The sequence below is a fragment of the Nostoc sp. C057 genome (genome assembly GCF_013393925.1).
GTDB lineage: Bacteria > Cyanobacteriota > Cyanobacteriia > Cyanobacteriales > Nostocaceae > Nostoc > Nostoc muscorum_A.
Genome location: NZ_CP040281.1, coordinates 2,838,404 through 2,857,146, shown reverse-complemented (window position 1 = coordinate 2,857,146; position 18,743 = coordinate 2,838,404). Strand labels below are relative to the sequence as shown.

The window sequence follows — 18,743 nt, the reverse complement described above, 5'->3', positions numbered from 1 at the left end:
TCTAACCTCACACTCAACACTAGCTATGAATACGGCAATACTATGAAAAATCTTTTTCTTTATTGGTAGACATAGTATTGTGTCTGAGTCACTGAGAATTTGCAATAGGTCATGGGTGTAATTGTATTAGGATTGACGCTGTTATCATTGACAATTTGGTTAGGATTACTGTGTTTTTGGGGACAATTTTGGCGGACAGACCAGCAATTAGAGATGGGAGAAACTCAACTACAATCGTTACCTGCGGTTTGTGCTGTGGTTCCAGCGCGTAACGAAGCTGAGTTCATCCCAGCTAGCTTGCGATCGCTCTTACTCCAAGATTATCCTGGTTCTTTCAACGTGTTTTTGGTAGATGATCGCAGTACAGATCGGACAGCAAATTTTGCCGAAGGGGTTGCACACGCTGTAGGTAAACCCCAGCAATTGCATATTATCTCAGGCGAATCACTGCCTTCTGGCTGGTCGGGTAAACTTTGGGCAGTTGAGCAAGGTATAAAGAGTGCTAGTAAATTCGCACCTGACTATTTTTTACTTACCGACGCAGATATCGAACACGATCCTGGTAATCTTCGCCGACTCGTTGCGAAGGCTGTTCAAGAAGATTTAGACTTGGTTTCGGTAATGGTGCGACTTAGATGTGAGAGCTTTTGGGAAAAACTTTTGATTCCGGCTTTCGTCTTTTTCTTCCAAAAACTCTATCCTTTTCGCTGGGTTAATAATCCAAACAATCCCACAGCCGCCGCAGCTGGAGGTTCTATTCTGATCGCCCGTGAAGCTTTAGAGCGAATTGGAGGCATTCAAGTGATTCGCCAAGCTTTAATTGACGATTGCGCCCTAGCTCAAGCTGTTAAGAAGAGTGGGGAACAAGGGGACAAGGAGACAAGGGGAATAAACAAAATTCCTAGTCAAGGGCGTATTTGGTTAGGATTGAGTCGCTTGACTCGCAGCCTACGTCCTTATGACTCGCTAGCGACAATTTGGGATATGGTTGTTCGTACTGCCTATACTCAACTAAATTATTCGCCATTACTACTCTTGGGCACTTTGGTGGGAATGCCTTTGATTTATCTAGTTTCACCTGTGTGTCTAATTCTAGGTGCAGTTTGGGGCAATTGGGCGATCGCACTTACGGGTTTATTAGGATGGCTGTTGATGACTTTCGCTTACTACCCGACAATCCGCTTTTATAAATGTTCTCCTTGGTTCGCTTTGAGCTTGCCTGCGATCGCGTTTCTCTATACGCTGATGACTCTAGACTCTGCACTACGTCACTGGCAAGGGCGTGGCGGCGCTTGGAAAGGAAGAGTTTATCCCAGCCCTTAAAATTTCTTAAGTTTACTAAATTCCCTATTGCTTTGGGAGCATAATTGGACTTGATCTTATATCTACGGGTATTGTCCTTGACTTATCAACACTTGTCGAGAAAGCACTCGATTCGGAAGATTAAATTGAAGTAACCTTGCAGTCCCTTGACCAATCTGAGTTTTTCCTTCTATCCTGGCATTTTCAAGATAAAAATGTTCATCCCAAACCAGGCGGCGGGGATTAAACAATGGGACAATTTCTTCAGTAAGCTGGTCTATAGTAGCGAAATCAGAGCCTTTATGACGGTTACAAGATAAACATGAAAGTGCCAAATTATCAGCAGTAGTTTCACCCCCATGTTTGACGGCAATAATATGGTCTACTTCATGGGTATAAATAGAAAAGTTTTGATGGATTCGGCAATATTCACAGCGTGCTGAAGCCCTCTGGATAACTAACCTACGGAGTTCCACAGAAATCGAATTAGAAGTCATGTTAGCTGATTGCAGAATAAGCTCGTGCTTTTAATAAAATCATCATTTGCTCTAGCTGCTCGTAAACATCTAATTCTGCTAATTCAATTTGACTGAGTGTTGCAGAGCGATTTTTTTCTAGTAATTCTTGTAAGCGTGTTTGAGATTGAAATGAAACTTTAAAATTAATAATTTCTTCTGGTTTTGGCCCTTTAATTAAAAAATCAATAACTTCTTGATAAACTGCTGGAATATTTGTAGTTTCAGGATTACCTGTTGCCTGAATATTTGTTGGTAGATTAACAACGTCTAGTAATCGCCAAAGCAATTCGGGTAAGCGATTTTGCAGAGGTTCTAAACGTTGAGCTAGTTCATCGGGAATTTGAATGGTGAATTCTGCCATTGGTGCTTTTGTTGCTATTTTGCACTCTTAAGAATATGTGACTATATCATAATTGTAGCTATCAAACCTCTGCATCCAATGCTATTGCGCTGGAGTAAGGATTAGCGATCGCCCTATTCCCAATTTCCCATTCCCCATTTCTAAATCCTTGAAGCTGTTTGTTTATCACTCGCAGGACTAACAGGCAATGGTTGAGCCGCTTTCAATACTGCATCCAGCAACCCTGGAAACAGCATCTCTAAATCTTCACGCCGCAGTATGTTGATGTGATGTGTCCCTTCTTTACGTGTAAAGACTATCCCAGACTCACGCAAAATCTTAAAATGATTGGACATAGTAGACTTTGCGATCGCAAAATCAAACTTGGCACAGCATTGTTCCCCCTCTGTCGCCAACAGCCGCACAATCTCTAGCCGCACTGGATCGCCCAATGCATACAGTACTCCCGGTAAAGAAATATTTTTTCTATCTGGATGATAAAGAAATCTCATAGTTGCATTATCTCATCAAGTGGCATATATTTTTATTATTCGATATTATCGAATTATAGAATTAACTAGGAAGGCAATTTATGTCATCCATTACAAATGTCACAGAAGCCACATTCAAGCAAGAAGTCTTGGAAAGTGAGATTCCGGTCTTAGTAGACTTTTGGGCCCCGTGGTGCGGCCCTTGCCGGATGGTAGGACCAGTAGTCGATGAAGTTGCTGCGGAATACGAAGGACAGGTGAAATTTGTGAAGCTGAACACAGATCAGAATCCTACTGTCGCCAGCCATTATGGAATTCGCAGCATTCCGACGCTGATGGTTTTTAAGGGAGGTCGGCAGGTCGATACTGTCGTAGGGGCAGTTCCAAAAACCACCTTGAATAAGACCTTAGCACAGCATCTTTAAATCTAGGTACTGTTATGAGACGCATTTAGTTTGCAGTCTTCTCTAATCAAGGGAGACAGGAGTCAGAATACACTGACTCCTGTACAGACGCGATTAATCGCGTCTCTCCCCACTCTTGACTTCTGACTCCTGAATTCTGTCTCAACTAATGGGGAAAGAGCAAAATGGACTTGAAATTGCATGGTAAATCCGCGCTAGTTAGTGGCTCAACCGCAGGTATTGGTTTGGCGACAGCCCAAGCGCTAGCTCAAGAAGGTGCATCAGTGATTGTCAACGGTCGATCTGAGGAAAGAGTAACCCAAGCGATCGCTAAAATTCAACAAAGTACACCAGACGCGAAAGTTTCTGGTGTTGTTGCTGATACGAGTACTGCATCAGGGGTAGAGGAACTCTTTCAAAAAGTTCCTCACGTTGATATCCTCATTAACAATGTGGGTATTTATGAGCCAAAAACCTTCTTTGATATTACAGATGAAGACTGGTTAAACATATTTCAGGTTAACGTTCTCAGTGGAGTCCGTTTGAGTCGGCAATATCTGCAAAAGCAGCTAGAGCAAAACTGGGGGCGGATAATCTTTATCTCCAGCGAATCTGCGATTCAGATCCCAGTGGAAATGATTCACTATGGCACAACTAAGACAGCGCAGCTTGCTATTGCCAGAGGTCTAGCAGAAATGACTGTCGGGACTGGAGTTACTGTAAACTCTGTCCTCCCCGGACCAACCCGCTCAGAAGGAGTTGAAGAGTTTATTATCAACCTGGCGCAGGAACGTGGTATTAGTCCAGCAGAAGTTGAGGCTGAATTTTTTCAAAATGTGCGTCCAAGTTCCCTAATCAAACGCTTTGCAACTAATGAAGAAGTAGCAGCGATCGTAGTTTACCTTTCTAGTCCCGTAGCTTCAGCAACTAATGGTGCAGCTTTGCGGGTAGATGGTGGTGTTATTCGGTCGATTGTTTAGTGAATGAACTGTATACAAAATTGGGTATTGGGAAGACTTTTTTCTTGTTTTCCTTTTTAGAAATCAACCGCCCATAACTAAAGTTTTTGAGTACCTTAAAATCGACAATAACCTTTTCTTAGTGGTCTTTAGAGACTTTCGCTATTAGACTGAGAATTTATTGTGAGGCGGGCCAAATGAGAATAGCATAGCCCCGTCCTTATCTCCGAGCTATGGAGTTCTGAATTTTGAACTTTGAATTTTGAATTGGAGCAAAATAACATGACTAGTGATATCAACTTATTCTCTTCTTACCAATTAGGTAATTTGGAACTCCCTAATCGGATTGTGATGGCACCCTTAACCCGAAACCGAGCCAGTGAGGGAAATGTACCATACGAACTGAATGCTACTTACTACGCTCAACGTGCTTCCGCCGGACTGATTATTTCTGAAGCAACACAGGTAACTCCTGAAGGACAAGGCTATCCTGCTACACCAGGAATTCATTCGTCAGAACAGATAGAAGGATGGAAATTAGTAACTGATGCCGTACATCAGGAGGGAGGAAAAATTTTCCTGCAACTATGGCACGTAGGCAGAATTTCCCATCCTGACTTACAACCGAATGGAGCTTTACCTGTGGCACCTTCTGCCATTGCTCCTAAAGGTGAGGCATCAACTTATGAAGGGCCAAAACCTTATGTTATTCCTCGTGCTTTAGAAACTTCAGAAATACCGCAAATAGTAGAACAGTACCGTCAGGGAGCGGCAAATGCTCTAGCGGCTGGGTTTGATGGGGTAGAAATTCACTCAGCTAATGGTTATTTAATAGATCAATTTCTCCGCGATCGCACCAATCAACGTACAGATAAATATGGGGGTTCCATTGAGAACCGCACCCGATTCCTGTTGGAAGTGACAGAGGCGGTAACTAGTGTGTGGGATTCTAACCGAGTTGGGGTACGTTTCTCTCCCAGTGGGACTTTTAACGATATCGGTGACTCCAATCCCCTAGAGACATTCGGTTATGCAACTCAAGCGTTGAACCAGTTTAACTTGGCATATCTGCATCTTTATGAGGCAACAGAAGCAGACATCAGACATGGCGGGATAATTGTACCCACCAGTCATATCCGCGATCGCTTTACAGGTACACTCATCGTCAATGGTGGTTATACCCGTGAAAAAGGAAATGCAGTGCTGGCAAACAAAGCAGCAGATTTAGTTGCCTTTGGCACATTATTTATATCAAACCCAGATTTACCCCGACGCTTGGCTTTAAATGCACCATTAAATGAAGCAAATCAAGCAACCTTTTACGGTGGCGGTGAAGAAGGATATACAGACTATCCATTTTGGTCGGCTGCTAATGAGGCAGTAGCTAAGGCGTAATTCGTAATTCGTAATTCGTTATGAGTTACGCAAGTGTCACAATAAAATCGGATTTGTAGTTTGTAGTAAGGGCTTTAGCCCTTATTTTGTTCGCGTAGCGTCTCGTTGGCGTAGCCTCTCGAAGAGAAGAGAGGACTAAAGTCCTCACTACGAACTGAAAATAATGTGCCAGTTGCGTAAGTCATATTCGTAATTCTGACTTTTGTTCGGAAACAAGGAATAATTTTTATTTTTGTTTCATGAATAAATAAATTCGCTTGTATTGTAATTACGACTTACGAATTATTCGGTTAAAACTCAACTATCAGGAGAATCTCATGAGTTCCATCACCCAAACCATACCTTTAGATGTACCCAGTGCGATCGCTCAACGTCGTTCAATCAAAACTTTTAAAGCAGACCCCATTGCCCCAGAACTACTTAAGCAACTGGTAGAATTGACCGTGGCAGCGCCCAGCAGCTTTAATATCCAGTCCTGGCAAATTATTCTTGTGCAAGATGAGGCGCAAAAGGCAGCATTATCAGCAGCATCGTGGAATCAACAGCAAATCGTCCAAGCACCTGTAACCTTCGTCTTTGCTGCCGATCCTAACGTAGGCGAAAGAGACTTAACCCCAATTTTTGAGCGGGCAATTGAAACTGGGGCATGGAATGAAGGCACGGTAAACTACTTTAAAAGCGCCATCCCACAATTTCAAGCTGGACTAGGCGACAAGCGACGCGAATATGCGATCAAAGATGCCATTATTGCCGCTACTCACTTGGTGTTAGCAGCAGAAAGTTTGGGATTATCAACTTGTTTTATGAACGGTTGGGTTGAGGATCAGGTAAAGGAAGTGATTGGTGCTGGGGATAATCCAGATTTAGCGATCGCTGTTGTTGTTCCTGTCGGCTATGCAGCCGAACCACGCTTAAATCCAGGTCGTTTACCATTCTCCTCTAACGTCTCTGTGGATAGAATCGGGAATCCTTATGCAGGGTAGCCTTCTCTAAATTGGGAATTGGGAATTGGGGATTGGGAATTGGGGATTGGGAATGAGTCTTTGATACTCGCCGACGAGTCTTTTATACTTGTGAATAAGTCTTTGATACTCGTGAATGAGTCTTTGATACTCGCCGACGAGCCTTTTATACTCGCGAATAAGTCTTTGATACTCGCCGACGAGCCTTTGATACTCGTGAATGAGTCTTTGATACTCGCCGACGAGCCTTTTATACTCGTGAATGAGTCTTTGATACTCGCCGACGAGTCTTTTATACTCGTGAATAAGTTTTTGAACCTGCTCCCCACTCCCCACCCACTACTCATGTCCCTAGCCTCCTTCCTCGCGCGTCGTTCGTTCCACTATGGCTGGATCGTTGCAGGTTTAACATTCCTCGCCTTACTCGTTGCAGCCGGAATTCGTTCTGCTCCCGGAGTTTTTATAGTGCCTCTCGAACAGGAGTTTGGCTGGAGTAGAGCAACTATATCTTTGGCAATTTCAATTAACTTAGTACTTTACGGGTTGATTGGCCCTTTTGCCGCCACAGTTATGGAGCGAATCGGCATTCGCCGGATGATGGTGTTCTCACTTGCTGTCATTGCTCTTGGTGTCGGTTTAACTACTTTGATGTCAGCATCTTGGCAGCTAGTTTTGCTGTGGGGTGTAGTTGTCGGTTCTGGTAGCGGAGTTATCGCCCTGGTTTTGGGAGCTATTGTTGTCAATCGCTGGTTTTCTGAGAAGCGGGGTTTAGTTCTCGGCATCTTAACCGCCAGTACAGCCACAGGACAACTGGTGTTTTTGCCCATGCTGGCCTCAGTAGCCGATCGCTTTGGATGGCGAACTGCGGCTTTAGCTCTGACTGGTGCAGCACTTTTAATTATTCCAGCGATCGCAGCCTTTATGCGCGATCGTCCGGCAGATGTCGGGTTGCGACCCTTTGGCGACAACAGCGAAACTGTAGAAACATCGCAGCCTAGAGCAAATTCCATCGCCTCTACCCTCAACGCCCTCTGGCTGGGAATGCGTAAACGCGATTTCTGGCTGTTATTTGGGAGCTTTTTTATCTGTGGTGCTAGCACAAATGGGTTAATTGGAACTCATCTAATTCCTGCTTGTATTGACCACGGTATCCCTGAAGTCAAGGCTGCGGGTCTTTTGGCAATCATGGGGCTATTTGATTTTTTTGGAACTACTATGTCCGGTTGGCTATCCGACAGATGGAACAATCGCTACTTATTGTGCTGGTACTACGGACTGCGGGGTTTGTCTTTGATTTTCTTACCCTTCAGTTTCAACTTTTCCTTCTATGGACTTTCCATTTTCGCCGTCTTCTATGGACTTGATTGGATTGCTACCGTACCACCGACAGTCCGTCTTGTTGCCAATACTTTTGGTAAAGAAAATGTCGGCGTGATGTTCGGTTGGATTGTCGCAGGACATCAGCTTGGTGCAGCCACAGCAGCATTCGGAGCCGGAGTGTTAAGAACTTCGACGGGTAGCTATTTACAAGCATTTATCTTATCAGGTATTCTCTGTCTGATTGCCGCAGTTGGTGTACTGCAAATTGGTCAAACTCCCACTAAAGGCGATTCACAACTATCTTCAGTCACGCTCAATTCTTAATCTATAAATGTTTTAATCGAATGGCATTAAGAAAAGCTCTAAGCTAGGCAGAATAAGCACTACAGGTTTAAAATATGGCAACAACAGCTTTAATTGTCGGCGCAGGTAGTAGACTGAGTGCATCTTTAGCCCACCTATTTGCCAAAGAAGGATTCACCGTAGCTTTAGCGGCTCGTCAAATTGAAAAACTCACTCAATTAAGTAGTGAAATTGACGCGGTTAGTTTTGCTGCTGATGTCTCAAAGCCAAATGAAGTAGAACAATTATTTATTGATATTGATAATAAAATTGGTTCCCCGAATGTTGTTATTTACAATCCCAGTTTTCGGGTGCGGGGGCCTCTTATTGATTTAGACCCTGTTGAGGTGGCAAAAACCTTAGATGTAACTGCTTATGGTGGCTTTCTTGTGGCCCAAGCTGCTACCAAAAGGTTTTTGCAGCTTGGCGGCGGTGCTATATTTTTTACTGGAGCCTCAGCGAGTGTTAAGGGTTATGCTCAGTCTGCTCCCTTTGCAATGGGTAAATTTGCACTGCGCGGTTTGGCTCAGAGTATTGCTAGAGAATTAGCACCAAAGAATATTCATGTGGCGCATTTCGTGATTGATGGGGCAATTCGTTCAGCAGTTCGCCAAGATCCAGTAGATAATCCTGATAGTACTCTTGACCCAGATGCGATCGCTCAAACTTATCTCAGTATTCTACGCCAGCCCCGCAGTGCTTGGACTTATGAAGTAGAACTACGTCCTTGGGTAGAGAACTTCTAACCTAGACAATTGTTACAAAAATGGTTTTGCAGGTATGAAAATTGATTTTGGTGCAACTGCTGTTGATTACGCAAAACACCGCGCTGGCTTTCCCAGTTCATTATTCAACAAACTGTCTGAATATGGTATAGGTTTACCAGGACAGAATATTGTTGACCTTGGTACAGGAACAGGAACACTAGCGCGGGGTTTTGCTGATAGAGGTGCTTATGTAATTGGCATAGATCCATCAGCATCACTTTTAGAACAAGCGAGACAGTTAAGCGAATCAACCCAAATCAAAGTAGATTATCGAGTCGCAACTGCCGAAAATACCGAGTTACCAGATGCAAGTGCTGATGTAATCACTGCTGGACAATGTTGGCATTGGTTTGATCGTCCCCGTGCTGTCCAGGAAGTTACTCGGATATTGAGAAAAAATGGCTCAATTGCGATCGCTCATTTTGATTGGATACCTTTAAAAGGCAATGTCGTCGAAGCCACAGAACAACTGATCAAAGCTCATAATCCCGCGTGGAATCTGGCCGGTGGTAATGGCTTGCATCCCCTGTGGTTACAGGATATTGGCGAAGTTGGATTCCGAGAAATCCGCACATTTTCTTACGATGTATTTGTGTCTTATACACAGGTCGCTTGGCGGGGAAGAATTCGGGCGAGTGCTGGCGTGGGAGCCAGCTTGACACCAGAAAAAGTCGAAATATTTGACCAAGAATTGGCAACATTACTCGAAGCAAAATTTCCTACACCAATCCTTCAGGTTCACCATAGAGTTTGGGCAGCGATCGCTAAATCACCGCTATGAAAAAATATAATTGAAGCTCTATGTTTCATTCAGAGAAAGCCATGACTAGCGACAGATAGCCAGTCGCCAGTCATGGCTTATAATACAAAACTAGTTGCCCTTGATAGGTTTGATTCTAGCGATCGCTTGTAGTAACATTTTTGGCAGCCAGAAAAGATAACAATATAGTTGTTTTGCCTGACTATAAAGCGAGAATAACTTTGCTTCACTCAATAAAGTAAATGGCCGAACTGCTCTGAGAATTTCTGCAAATTTATCTTCAGTCGCAGTTTTAACTGAACCACTGACAAAATAACCTTGTAAATGTGGAGGTAAGGGCCAGTTAATATTAGGATCTGGCTGATGTATTACAGGCTCAACATTTCCCCGCCATGCAACTCCCATAATTTGCATGGTTTGATACACCATTGTGTTCCATCCTTTGTCTCTGAAGTAATCCAAGCCTTGTCCTACATCAGGAGAAGCTAAATCATGAAATAAAATTAAAGCATCTGCTTCTGCAAATTGTTCGCAAATAATTGCATCATTGAGCGGAGCCGGAGCTTCGTGATTACCATCTATAAATATCAATGACCATTTACGTTGAAATTTATTTGCTATCTCTTCTACTTTTTCAGGGCTGCATCCTGGTATTAGATTCACAGATTCCTTAACGCCTGCTGACTTTAGTGACTCTGTAACGCTTTCATTAAATAATTGTTCGGATAGCATCGGATCAATTACATCTAATTCCACCCCTCCTAGAGCCAAGTGACAGGCTGACCAACCCATCCAGCAACCTATTTCTAAAGCTTTTTCTCCCCGAAATTTCAAGGCCGTATTGTATAAAATATGAGCTTCATCTCTGCTCACAAATCCTACCTTTTGCCGTCGTTTATCCACATACCAGTTATGAGTAATATCCCGCCGTAAATAAAGCCAAAAAGAATCATATTTATTTCCTAAAATTATATTGGGAAAATATAAATCTGGCTGGATAGTGGAAAATCCTGACGAAACATAATCTCCTTTTGGCAATAAGTTTCCTTCAATCACTTTGACTGTCTTTTCACTCATAAGTTACTCTCTAAGTATTTGAAATTCTAGGTTGTGGGGTTACAATTCAACTGGTCACGCCGATAGCGTACCCCTGCGGGGGATCTTGCTACACGCAGCGTCTCGTAGAGAGGAACACCGCTCTGATAATCGGGACTGGGACTGTGAATATATTCCAAAATTTGGGAAGGGTTAAAGCCCCGAACATAATTTTTCACTTCTTACTCAATCCCCAATCCCTTTTACTTCTCACCGTTTTTGTCCTCTTTTTTTCAGATTTTATGTTGAAGAAGAATTCAGAAGTCAGAATGGGCTAAACCTTAGCTATCCGCTAACAGGAGTCAGAATGAAGACGCTCTCTACGAGACGCTGTGCGAACGCGGACTCGCTAACGCTGCGCTATCCACTCTTTCGTTCAAAATTAATTCTGAATTCTGGCTCCTGACTCCTGAATTCTGTTTCGACAAATCAAAAAAAAGAGATGTCTGCACCATTCACTTAAAAAGAATCGCACAATTTTAGGACAAATAACCATGATCGATCTTTATTATTGGACAACCCCAAACGGTCATAAAATTACGATTTTCCTGGAAGAAGTCGGCTTGCAATATACCATAAATCCTGTGAATATTGGAGCTGGAGATCAATTTAAGCCCGAATTTTTGAAGATTTCTCCTAACAATCGTATCCCCGCGATCGTTGACCACGAACCAGTAGATGGAGGTGCGCCGATTTCGGTATTTGAGTCTGGGGCAATCTTGCTATATTTAGCAGAAAAAACCGGGAAATTAATCCCGCAAGATTTACGCCAACGCACTCAAGTTTTAGAATGGTTGTTCTGGCAAATGAGCGGGCTAGGGCCAATGGCAGGACAAAATCATCACTTTAGCGCCTATGCTCCCGAAAAGATTGAATATGCCATTAACCGCTACGTGAATGAGACGGGACGCTTATATGGAGTGCTGAATAAGCAACTAGCAGATAGAGAATTTGTGGCTGGGGATTATTCCATCGCCGATATTGCTGCTTATCCCTGGATTGTGCCCTATGAACGCCAAAGTCAGAATCTAGATGATTTTCCTCACCTCAAGCGCTGGTTTGAGACAATTAAAGCTCGTCCGGCAACAATTCGCGCCTACGAGAAAGCAGAAGCATTGAAAACTCAACCACTTGATCCAGATAAGTCACGAGATTTGTTATTTAACCAGTCGGCGAAGACTATTCAACCTTGAGCGTTTTGGGCTTGAATAAGAATTCAGAAGTCAGAATGAAGACGCGACTCGAAAATACTCGCTACCGATCCGCTATCCGCCAGTCATACAGAATTCATTCTGTTAGCGGATAGCTAAGGTTTAGCCCATTCTGACTCCTGAATTCTGTTTAATAAGGGACTTCCAAGAAATAAATTATCTATTTTGTGGGGTGGGCATCTTGCCCGCCCTAAATCTGGGACGGGTGGGGACACCCATCCCACAAGAAAATTTGAGATGTTTTTTTATTTGGAAATCCCTAAAACAATTAGGAAGATTGCGTGGGCAGGTTAGCGCCGGAAGCAGCAGGTAGAGCCATTTCGCTTTTTATAGCTTTTTTGTTAGACAGGGAATCGCGCAGCAGTATTTGGTAGGATTGTGGATAACTTCGGCTACATCTATTGTTTTATTCTGGTTGGTATAGCGATCGCTCTGTTCTGTGTTTGGCTAGTCAAGCAAAAGCAATACAGCACTTGAAAGTCAGATTAATTTAGTTTTAATTCAAGACTTGCCGCGTCTCCCGAAGTTCCGATCTTGTTAAAATGTATCGATGTCAAAAAAGCAACATCTCTTAAAGAAAAAACCCGGTTGGTCTTTGGATGAGCGAGATCCAAAGTTCATAGAATCTCTGATGCCTTTATTAGGCTTTTTCTATAAGTACTATTTTCAAGTGCAAACTAGTGGCTGGGAAAATATTCCATCCCAAGAAAAAGTCTTATTTGTCGGTTCGCATAATGGAGGACTCGCGGCTCCCGATATGGGAATGGTGATGTATGATTGGTTCAAACGATTTGGTGCCCAGAAACCCGTTTATGGTTTAATGCATCCCAAAGCTTGGCAGGTTAGCCAACCACTAGCGCAAATAGCTGCCAAGGCTGGAGCAATCATAGCTCATCCAAAAATGGCCTACACTGCGTTGCACTCTGGGGCTAGTGTGCTGGTTTATCCAGGTGGAGCCGAAGATGTGTTTCGACCGCATTATTTACGTAACAAAATCTACTTTGCAGGGCGACAAGGATTTATCAAGTTAGCATTGCGGGAAAATGTGCCGATTGTACCTGTAATTTCCTGGGGCGCTCACGATACGCTGATTGTACTGGCTGACTTCTACAAAGTTGTGCAGCAACTCCACGAATGGGGAATGCCTTGGCTGCTTGGAATTGATCCAGAAGTTTTTCCGATCTATCTCGGATTGCCTTGGGGATTAGCAATTGGCCCATTGCCCAACATTCCATTACCTGTGCCCATGTACACACGGGTTTGTCCACCGATTGTATTTGAACGCTACGGTCGAGAAGCAGCTAGCGATCGCCACTATGTCAATGAATGTTATGAATTAGTTGTTAGTCAGATGCAAGAAGAGTTAGATAACTTAGTCAAGGTAACTGCTGAGTCGAATAGTAGGTAAGGGGGCAAGGGGCAGGAGATAAGAACTTACTTTATATATGTGATTTTGAGTCCTGCATTTTGCACCTCACTTACTTTCAATCTGCTGTAATACCTAACTCCTAACTATTCTCCTAGCCGCCGCTAACTGGTGGAATCAATACGACTTCATCACCATCTTGTAATAGGGTATCTGGTTCAACAAATATTAAATTAATCCCGAAGCGGGTGATGTCTCGCCATTGGGAAAGTTCAGGGTGTTCGGCTATGAGGCGATCGCATACTGCTTTAACTGGCATACTATTGGGAAATTCCAGTACCAGTTCCGAAACCTTAAAGGCTTCTTGATAAGCAGCGAACAATTTGACGGTAACGGTGATTGCAGATTTAGACATACAATATGCTTTGGCAGTACCAGCAAGTAATTTAATGCTTGACAAGCACCCTGAACTCTTGGGCTTAATTATATATTAATAACTAGCAAAGTTGTATTATTGGTAGATAATTTATGTTTCCTAATCCAACATTTCTAGGTCAATTCCTAAAGCGTTGAGTTGTTCAGCAGAGAGAGTACGCAATTTCTCTACAATTCTCTCCCGCTTTTGTCGCTCAATCACAGCCCGTTCTTCACCTGTTAGCAGTAAATTTCCTTGTGCATCCCACCAGCGCAACCAAGGTAACTCTGCATTCTGATAAAATCCTTGCCAGATTCCTAACTCTACACCCATAGGAACAATTGGGTAATGTCCTTGTTCATTGGGTTGCATTAGTTCATAAGTATTATCGATTAGGTGGTAAACTTCCACTTGAGCTTTTGCTACTTCATAAATTCCATAATAAGGCACTCGAATTGCCTGTTCATAAACCCAAAACTTACCAACATTTCCATCTTCCCCTTGAGATGGCGGTGTGTTATTTCGTTCTTCTGAACCATCTCCAGAGACAAATTCAATCACAATTAGGGGTGCAACATACTCCTTCCACAGCACATAAGAACGGCGCATTTTACCGTTAAGTGTCGGTGGTACATTGGGTACATAAAACCAGTCTGGTGCTTCAGCCCCTTTTTCAGGAGGATCTGTCAATCGCCAGTAGATACCAGAATCTTGTCCGATACAATATTGACCGTCAGGATGAAGTTGCTCTAAAACAGGTTTAATTGAATCTGTAATTAAAATGCTTTGCGGATGCTCCTGAAGATTGTTCACAAATGTACCATCTGAGTCTGGTAACTGAGTGTGATCAGGTAAAGTTAATGCCGATAGGGAAGTCATAGGCTTTAACCAATGGGTTGTCTGACTTTTATTGTAGATTGCTATTTTTTATTTTTGAATAGACGTGCTACTAAGTTAAATGCAATTTATATAACAAAAGTCAATCTTTCTATATGAAAAAAACTATTACGATTATTGCGGATATTCTCTATATCCTCACAATCATTCGCATTCGGCTTAACTATAGATAATAGAAAACGAGAACCTATTGCTCGTAAATCAGATGGTATTACATAAGTTGGTATATCAAAAATCCATCCTATGCCTGCCCATGCAGTATTTTCCGAACGTTCCCAGATTACCCTTGTGTATTCTCCGTCTATGTGAAAAATCACTCTTACAGTTTCTCTAGCTAACAGAAATATTTCATCCATTACAATACAATTATTCTGTTTTAATACTTTTTAGAGGGCGGGCTATCCCACCCCAAAATAATTACAAACCAGATGCCAAATTCAGCAGCAATAGACGCATAATACCCGATCGCACTCCTGGCAAAACATCCTTAAAACCGATCGCAGCAACTCTTCTTAACTTTTATCTACTGAATAATATGATTTTCAGGAAACACTAGGATCTTCAGCATTTTTGATCTCTTTTAAAATTCGTTCTACTTGGTTAACTTTTTCACCTCTATTCTGCGATTTGAAAATATTTAAGGCTTTTTCTAAAGAAGATAGCGCCTCGTCTTTTTTATTTGTTTGCCACAATGCTAGTGCAAAATTAGTCAGCCCTTCGCCATAATTAGGATTAATTTCCAGAGCTTTTTTATATTCAGTAATGGCTTCTTCCCAGCGACTTTGGCTAGCGTAAACCATACCGATCGCATTATAAGCTAGAGCGTATTTTGACTGAAGACGAATGGCTTCTTGATAGGCGCTAATTGCTTCTTCTGGTTTCTTTTGCCGAAAAAGCACATTTCCTAGTTGAAAGTGTCCAAAGGCATCGTCTGGAAATTTTTTAATTAACTTGCGGAAATTTTCCTCTGCACCTGTTAAGTCTCCCTGATTAAATAAAGCATTGGCTTGTTGCAGCATTTGCGATCGCTCTGATGGCCCTGTGTCTGAAAACTGGGCTAGTTTTTGTGGTTGTCTCTGTGCATTCTGTTCTGGCGAATGCAAAGAAACTTTTCCAGAAACCGCTAACGCTAATGGTGATAAACTAATTACAGTTAGAATACTCAGCATCATGCAGCTAAAAGGTTGAACAAATGCTGATTTGGGTTTGCTCTTCAGCTTCATCGCCCTCAATGCCTCAATAATGTTCTTATGTCCATCATAAAATGTGGGTGCGTTAGGTGAAATAGACCACAAGTAGGAACGCACATCTGTGCATCCCTACAAGGTCAATTGAATGATTTACGTACCTTCCCGCAATTTATCCAACACGCTTCTATCTTCTAATGTCGAAGTATCACCAGATACCTCTTGCCCAGCAGCTAGATTCCGCAATAAGCGCCGCATAATTTTACCCGATCGCGTTTTGGGCAAAGCGTCAGTAAAGCGAATTTCTCCCGGACGTGCGATCGCACCAATTTCTTTCACAACGTGCTGCTTGAGTTCTTTACTCAGTTCTTCACTTCCCTGATAAGTACCTTCTAAAGTCACAAAAGCAACTACTTCTTCACCTTTGAGTTCATCTGGCTTACCCACTACCGCCGCTTCTGCAACGGCTGGATGAGAAACTAAGGCTGATTCTACTTCCATTGTACCAAGGCGATGTCCTGATACATTCAGTACGTCATCCACACGACCCATGACCCAGAAGTAACCGTCTTCATCTTGTCTTGCGCCATCACCAGCAAAGTAAGTATATTTACCATCTTGGGGTGGAATATGTTCCCAATAAGTGCGGCGGAAGCGTTCTGGATCGCCGTAGACTGTCCGCATCATTCCTGGCCACGGATGACGCACCGCTAGATAACCGCCTTCATTATTGGGTACGGTGTTTCCTTCTAAATCTACGACATCTGCAATAATTCCTGGGAAGGGAAGAGTTGCTGAACCTGGTTTGGTGGGAATTGCCCCTGGTAATGGTGTAATCATGATACCGCCGGTTTCCGTTTGCCACCAGGTATCAACAATTGGACAGCGATCGCCACCAATTACTTTCTGATACCACATCCAAGCTTCTGGGTTAATGGGTTCACCAACGCTTCCTAGCAAACGCAACGAAGACAAGTTTCGCGCGTTGGGATGGTGTTCACCCATTTTAATAAATGCCCGAATTGCCGTAGGTGCGGTATAAAAGATATTAACGCCGTATTTTTCAATTACATCCCAGAAACAGCCAGGATTAGAAGCACGAGGCGCACCTTCATACATCACCGTCGTTGCACCGTTGGAAAGTGGACCGTAGACAATGTAACTATGTCCCGTAATCCAGCCGACATCGGCGGTACACCAATATACATCTGTGTCTTGGAGATCGAATATCCACTTGGTGGTGATATGGGTATACAAATTATAACCAGCAGTTGTATGCACTACGCCCTTCGGTTTGCCGGTGCTACCAGAAGTGTAGAGGACAAACAGCATATCTTCACTATCCATCGGTTCGGCGGGACAATCTGCTGATACACCCTTTTGTAAATCATGCCACCAATGATCGCGTCCGCCCTGCATATATGTTTCTTGCCCAGTGCGCTTGACAACTAGGACATTTTCGACGCTAAGAACAGCACCATCAGCTAAGGCTTTATCTACCTGTTCTTTGAGAGGAACGATCGCATCTTTGCGCCAACCACCATCAGCCGTGATTACTAATTTAGCTTGAGCATCAATTAAGCGATCGCGCAAAGCTTCGGCACTAAAACCACCAAATACTACGCCGTGGGGTGCGCCAATTCGGGCACAGGCTAACATTGCGATCGCAGCTTCGGGAATCATTGGCATATAAATTCCAACGCGATCGCCTTTTTGTACACCCAGTTGCTTCAATACATTGGCGAATTGGCAAACTTCCCGGTGTAGTTGGGCGTAAGTTAGGGTACGGGAATCACCTGGTTCTCCTTCCCAAATCAATGCTGCTTTATTTTTGCGCCAAGTAGTGAGATGTCTGTCAAGGCAGTTGTAAGAAATATTCATCTTACCGCCAACAAACCACTTTGCAAAAGGCGGTTGCCAATCTAGCACCGTGTCCCATTTTTGGAACCATTCTAATTCTGTTCCAGCCAAATCTGCCCAAAATTGCTGTGGATCGGCTTTGGCTTTTTCATAGAGACGCTTGTAGTCATCCAAGCTTTTAATATGGGCGTTCTGCGAGAATTCACTAGGAGGATGGAAGAGGCGGTTCTCTTGGAGGATTGATTCGATATTTGGTTCAGACATGGTTATTTATGAGTGCGATCGCTATTATTACTAAAAACTATTCTTAGCCCAGTTGTGCTAGACGGTGTTTAGATTTTCGTTAAGCTAGGTAAAAATTGCCGAGTTATTTAGTTTACATTCATTTTCATCTACCAAAACCGAGCGATCAAGAAATGTAAAGACGTTACATTGCAGTCTATCTACCACGAATGTTGCAAAATATAAGTAGTCTTGACAAACAACGCCTGAAATTATGACGCTCACCGTCGAAGCTAGCAGCTTATCTCTCAATGATGTTCATCGTCTTCTCAAGCTAGAAGAACTTTCAGTTGGTTCATTTGCAGATTTTTTAAATTTAGAACCATTGACAGAGTTTGAACAGGAGGATTTATTGCGAATTAGAAACGACTTCCGTCGTTATCTCAGGCTTGGTAAAATTTCTGAGGGATTAGTTAAATTTTTAACAATTGCGCCACTAATGCGGTTAGCAGGGTTTTACGATGTGCCGATTCGGTTGACAATGGAAGATAGCATTGCGATCGCTGTCGAAGATGAAGACAGAAGAATTACCGGACGGATGGATATTTTAGCAATCAACAGTTTTCAAAGTAATATTGCACCGCCATTTTGGGTTGTAGTGATTGAAACGAAAAACAGTGCGATTGAAGTGGGAGAAGGTTTACCTCAATTACTGACTTATGCTTTTAAGAGTTTAGAGCAACAACCATCTGTTTGGGGACTGGTAACTAACGGACTGCGTTATCAATTTGTTTATCTAAGACATGATGAGCAGTCAAATTATCAGTTAATGCCATTATTAAGCTTAAACGAATCTCCAGATGCAATAGAGTTATTGCAAGTTTTCAAAGCCATCTGCAAGTCAGCGAATTTTCAGTAAATAAATTGCGG

The 18,743-nt window shown here is 42.9% G+C and carries 20 protein-coding genes; 11 read left to right on the top strand and 9 right to left on the bottom strand.

What is annotated here, in order from left to right; translation table 11 throughout:
- Positions 1–111 precede the first annotated feature (111 nt).
- Positions 112–1,323 carry a glycosyltransferase gene (locus tag FD724_RS12485; RefSeq protein WP_179072851.1) on the top strand — a complete coding sequence of 404 codons (1,212 nt, stop codon included), beginning with the start codon at positions 112–114 and terminating at the stop codon, positions 1,321–1,323.
- A gap of 62 nt (positions 1,324–1,385) precedes the next feature.
- Here the strand turns inward: FD724_RS12485 and FD724_RS12480 are convergent, their stop codons facing one another.
- The 3 genes from FD724_RS12480 to FD724_RS12470 form a co-directional block, all read right to left on the bottom strand.
- Positions 1,386–1,799 carry an HNH endonuclease gene (locus FD724_RS12480; RefSeq protein WP_179072850.1) on the bottom strand — a complete coding sequence of 138 codons (414 nt, stop codon included), beginning with the start codon at positions 1,797–1,799 and terminating at the stop codon, positions 1,386–1,388.
- A 1-nt stretch (position 1,800) separates the two neighbouring features.
- Positions 1,801–2,181 carry a hypothetical protein gene (locus tag FD724_RS12475; RefSeq protein ID WP_179072849.1) on the bottom strand — a complete coding sequence of 127 codons (381 nt, stop codon included), beginning with the start codon at positions 2,179–2,181 and terminating at the stop codon, positions 1,801–1,803.
- Between the two features lie 140 nt (positions 2,182–2,321).
- Positions 2,322–2,672: a helix-turn-helix transcriptional regulator gene (locus tag FD724_RS12470; protein ID WP_114084307.1), complete on the bottom strand. Its 351-nt coding sequence runs from the start codon at positions 2,670–2,672 to the stop codon at positions 2,322–2,324.
- 80 nt (positions 2,673–2,752) lie between these two features.
- Between FD724_RS12470 and trxA the strand changes: the two genes are divergently transcribed.
- The 7 genes from trxA (at position 2,753) to FD724_RS12435 (ending at position 9,581) form a co-directional block, all read left to right on the top strand.
- Complete coding sequence (gene trxA / locus FD724_RS12465) at positions 2,753–3,076, top strand: thioredoxin (protein ID WP_012412473.1); 324 nt, start codon at positions 2,753–2,755, stop codon at positions 3,074–3,076.
- Positions 3,077–3,240: 164 nt separating this feature from the next.
- Complete coding sequence (locus FD724_RS12460; protein WP_179072848.1) at positions 3,241–4,035, top strand: SDR family NAD(P)-dependent oxidoreductase; 795 nt, start codon at positions 3,241–3,243, stop codon at positions 4,033–4,035.
- A gap of 261 nt (positions 4,036–4,296) precedes the next feature.
- Positions 4,297–5,409 carry an alkene reductase gene (locus tag FD724_RS12455; RefSeq protein WP_179072847.1) on the top strand — a complete coding sequence of 371 codons (1,113 nt, stop codon included), beginning with the start codon at positions 4,297–4,299 and terminating at the stop codon, positions 5,407–5,409.
- A 317-nt stretch (positions 5,410–5,726) separates the two neighbouring features.
- Positions 5,727–6,392: a nitroreductase family protein gene (locus tag FD724_RS12450; RefSeq protein WP_179072846.1), complete on the top strand. Its 666-nt coding sequence runs from the start codon at positions 5,727–5,729 to the stop codon at positions 6,390–6,392.
- A gap of 90 nt (positions 6,393–6,482) precedes the next feature.
- Complete coding sequence (locus tag FD724_RS12445; protein ID WP_256874541.1) at positions 6,483–8,015, top strand: MFS transporter; 1,533 nt, start codon at positions 6,483–6,485, stop codon at positions 8,013–8,015.
- Positions 8,016–8,089: 74 nt separating this feature from the next.
- The gene (locus FD724_RS12440) at positions 8,090–8,779 is read left to right on the top strand and encodes an SDR family NAD(P)-dependent oxidoreductase (protein ID WP_179072845.1); all 690 of its coding nucleotides are present in this window, start codon (positions 8,090–8,092) and stop codon (positions 8,777–8,779) included.
- A 34-nt stretch (positions 8,780–8,813) separates the two neighbouring features.
- Positions 8,814–9,581 (top strand): class I SAM-dependent methyltransferase, encoded by a 768-nt coding sequence (locus tag FD724_RS12435; RefSeq protein ID WP_179072844.1) that lies wholly within the window; start codon positions 8,814–8,816, stop codon positions 9,579–9,581.
- A gap of 90 nt (positions 9,582–9,671) precedes the next feature.
- Here FD724_RS12435 and FD724_RS12430 read toward each other — a convergent pair whose 3' ends face one another.
- Positions 9,672–10,637, bottom strand: coding sequence for a class I SAM-dependent methyltransferase (locus FD724_RS12430; RefSeq protein WP_114084300.1), 966 nt, complete (start codon positions 10,635–10,637; stop codon positions 9,672–9,674).
- Between the two features lie 512 nt (positions 10,638–11,149).
- Between FD724_RS12430 and FD724_RS12420 the strand changes: the two genes are divergently transcribed.
- Together FD724_RS12420 and FD724_RS12415 are read left to right on the top strand one after the other, a co-directional pair.
- The gene (locus FD724_RS12420; protein WP_179072842.1) at positions 11,150–11,848 is read left to right on the top strand and encodes a glutathione binding-like protein; all 699 of its coding nucleotides are present in this window, start codon (positions 11,150–11,152) and stop codon (positions 11,846–11,848) included.
- A gap of 568 nt (positions 11,849–12,416) precedes the next feature.
- Complete coding sequence (locus FD724_RS12415) at positions 12,417–13,274, top strand: 1-acyl-sn-glycerol-3-phosphate acyltransferase (RefSeq protein WP_179072841.1); 858 nt, start codon at positions 12,417–12,419, stop codon at positions 13,272–13,274.
- Positions 13,275–13,386: 112 nt separating this feature from the next.
- On the opposite strand, the gene FD724_RS12410 is transcribed toward FD724_RS12415, so the two are convergent.
- From FD724_RS12410 to acs, 5 genes are all read right to left on the bottom strand, one after another.
- Positions 13,387–13,647, bottom strand: a complete 261-nt coding sequence (locus FD724_RS12410; RefSeq protein ID WP_012412483.1) for a MoaD/ThiS family protein — start codon at positions 13,645–13,647, stop codon at positions 13,387–13,389.
- Between the two features lie 120 nt (positions 13,648–13,767).
- Positions 13,768–14,526, bottom strand: a complete 759-nt coding sequence (locus FD724_RS12405) for a Uma2 family endonuclease (RefSeq protein ID WP_179072840.1) — start codon at positions 14,524–14,526, stop codon at positions 13,768–13,770.
- An 86-nt stretch (positions 14,527–14,612) separates the two neighbouring features.
- On the bottom strand, positions 14,613–14,900 hold the full coding sequence (locus FD724_RS40320; protein WP_218651519.1) for a hypothetical protein: 288 nt from the start codon (positions 14,898–14,900) through the stop codon (positions 14,613–14,615).
- A gap of 186 nt (positions 14,901–15,086) precedes the next feature.
- Positions 15,087–15,767 carry a tetratricopeptide repeat protein gene (locus FD724_RS12400; protein ID WP_179075491.1) on the bottom strand — a complete coding sequence of 227 codons (681 nt, stop codon included), beginning with the start codon at positions 15,765–15,767 and terminating at the stop codon, positions 15,087–15,089.
- Positions 15,768–15,884: 117 nt separating this feature from the next.
- Entirely contained in the window at positions 15,885–17,855 is a 1,971-nt protein-coding gene (gene acs, locus FD724_RS12395; protein WP_179072839.1) for an acetate--CoA ligase, read from the bottom strand.
- A gap of 232 nt (positions 17,856–18,087) precedes the next feature.
- Between acs and FD724_RS12390 the strand changes: the two genes are divergently transcribed.
- Positions 18,088–18,732 carry a restriction endonuclease subunit R gene (locus FD724_RS12390; protein ID WP_179072838.1) on the top strand — a complete coding sequence of 215 codons (645 nt, stop codon included), beginning with the start codon at positions 18,088–18,090 and terminating at the stop codon, positions 18,730–18,732.
- The last annotated feature ends 11 nt before the right edge of the window (positions 18,733–18,743 follow it).

Bases quoted from the DNA above. Each gene is read 5' to 3' on its own strand.
- FD724_RS12470 (WP_114084307.1), bottom strand. From the start codon at position 2,672: ATGAGATTTCTTTATCATCCAGATAGAAAAAATATTTCTTTACCGGGA.
- FD724_RS12485 (WP_179072851.1), top strand. From the start codon at position 112: ATGGGTGTAATTGTATTAGGATTGACGCTGTTATCATTGACAATTTGG.
- FD724_RS12440 (WP_179072845.1), top strand. From the start codon at position 8,090: ATGGCAACAACAGCTTTAATTGTCGGCGCAGGTAGTAGACTGAGTGCA.
- FD724_RS12430 (WP_114084300.1), bottom strand. From the start codon at position 10,637: ATGAGTGAAAAGACAGTCAAAGTGATTGAAGGAAACTTATTGCCAAAA.
- FD724_RS12390 (WP_179072838.1), top strand. From the start codon at position 18,088: ATGACGCTCACCGTCGAAGCTAGCAGCTTATCTCTCAATGATGTTCAT.
- FD724_RS12475 (WP_179072849.1), bottom strand. From the start codon at position 2,181: ATGGCAGAATTCACCATTCAAATTCCCGATGAACTAGCTCAACGTTTA.
- FD724_RS12435 (WP_179072844.1), top strand. From the start codon at position 8,814: ATGAAAATTGATTTTGGTGCAACTGCTGTTGATTACGCAAAACACCGC.
- acs (WP_179072839.1), bottom strand. From the start codon at position 17,855: ATGTCTGAACCAAATATCGAATCAATCCTCCAAGAGAACCGCCTCTTC.
- FD724_RS12400 (WP_179075491.1), bottom strand. From the start codon at position 15,767: ATGAAGCTGAAGAGCAAACCCAAATCAGCATTTGTTCAACCTTTTAGC.
- FD724_RS40320 (WP_218651519.1), bottom strand. From the start codon at position 14,900: ATGGATGAAATATTTCTGTTAGCTAGAGAAACTGTAAGAGTGATTTTT.
- FD724_RS12410 (WP_012412483.1), bottom strand. From the start codon at position 13,647: ATGTCTAAATCTGCAATCACCGTTACCGTCAAATTGTTCGCTGCTTAT.
- FD724_RS12480 (WP_179072850.1), bottom strand. From the start codon at position 1,799: ATGACTTCTAATTCGATTTCTGTGGAACTCCGTAGGTTAGTTATCCAG.
- FD724_RS12450 (WP_179072846.1), top strand. From the start codon at position 5,727: ATGAGTTCCATCACCCAAACCATACCTTTAGATGTACCCAGTGCGATC.
- FD724_RS12420 (WP_179072842.1), top strand. From the start codon at position 11,150: ATGATCGATCTTTATTATTGGACAACCCCAAACGGTCATAAAATTACG.
- FD724_RS12415 (WP_179072841.1), top strand. From the start codon at position 12,417: ATGTCAAAAAAGCAACATCTCTTAAAGAAAAAACCCGGTTGGTCTTTG.
- FD724_RS12460 (WP_179072848.1), top strand. From the start codon at position 3,241: ATGGACTTGAAATTGCATGGTAAATCCGCGCTAGTTAGTGGCTCAACC.
- trxA (WP_012412473.1), top strand. From the start codon at position 2,753: ATGTCATCCATTACAAATGTCACAGAAGCCACATTCAAGCAAGAAGTC.
- FD724_RS12455 (WP_179072847.1), top strand. From the start codon at position 4,297: ATGACTAGTGATATCAACTTATTCTCTTCTTACCAATTAGGTAATTTG.
- FD724_RS12405 (WP_179072840.1), bottom strand. From the start codon at position 14,526: ATGACTTCCCTATCGGCATTAACTTTACCTGATCACACTCAGTTACCA.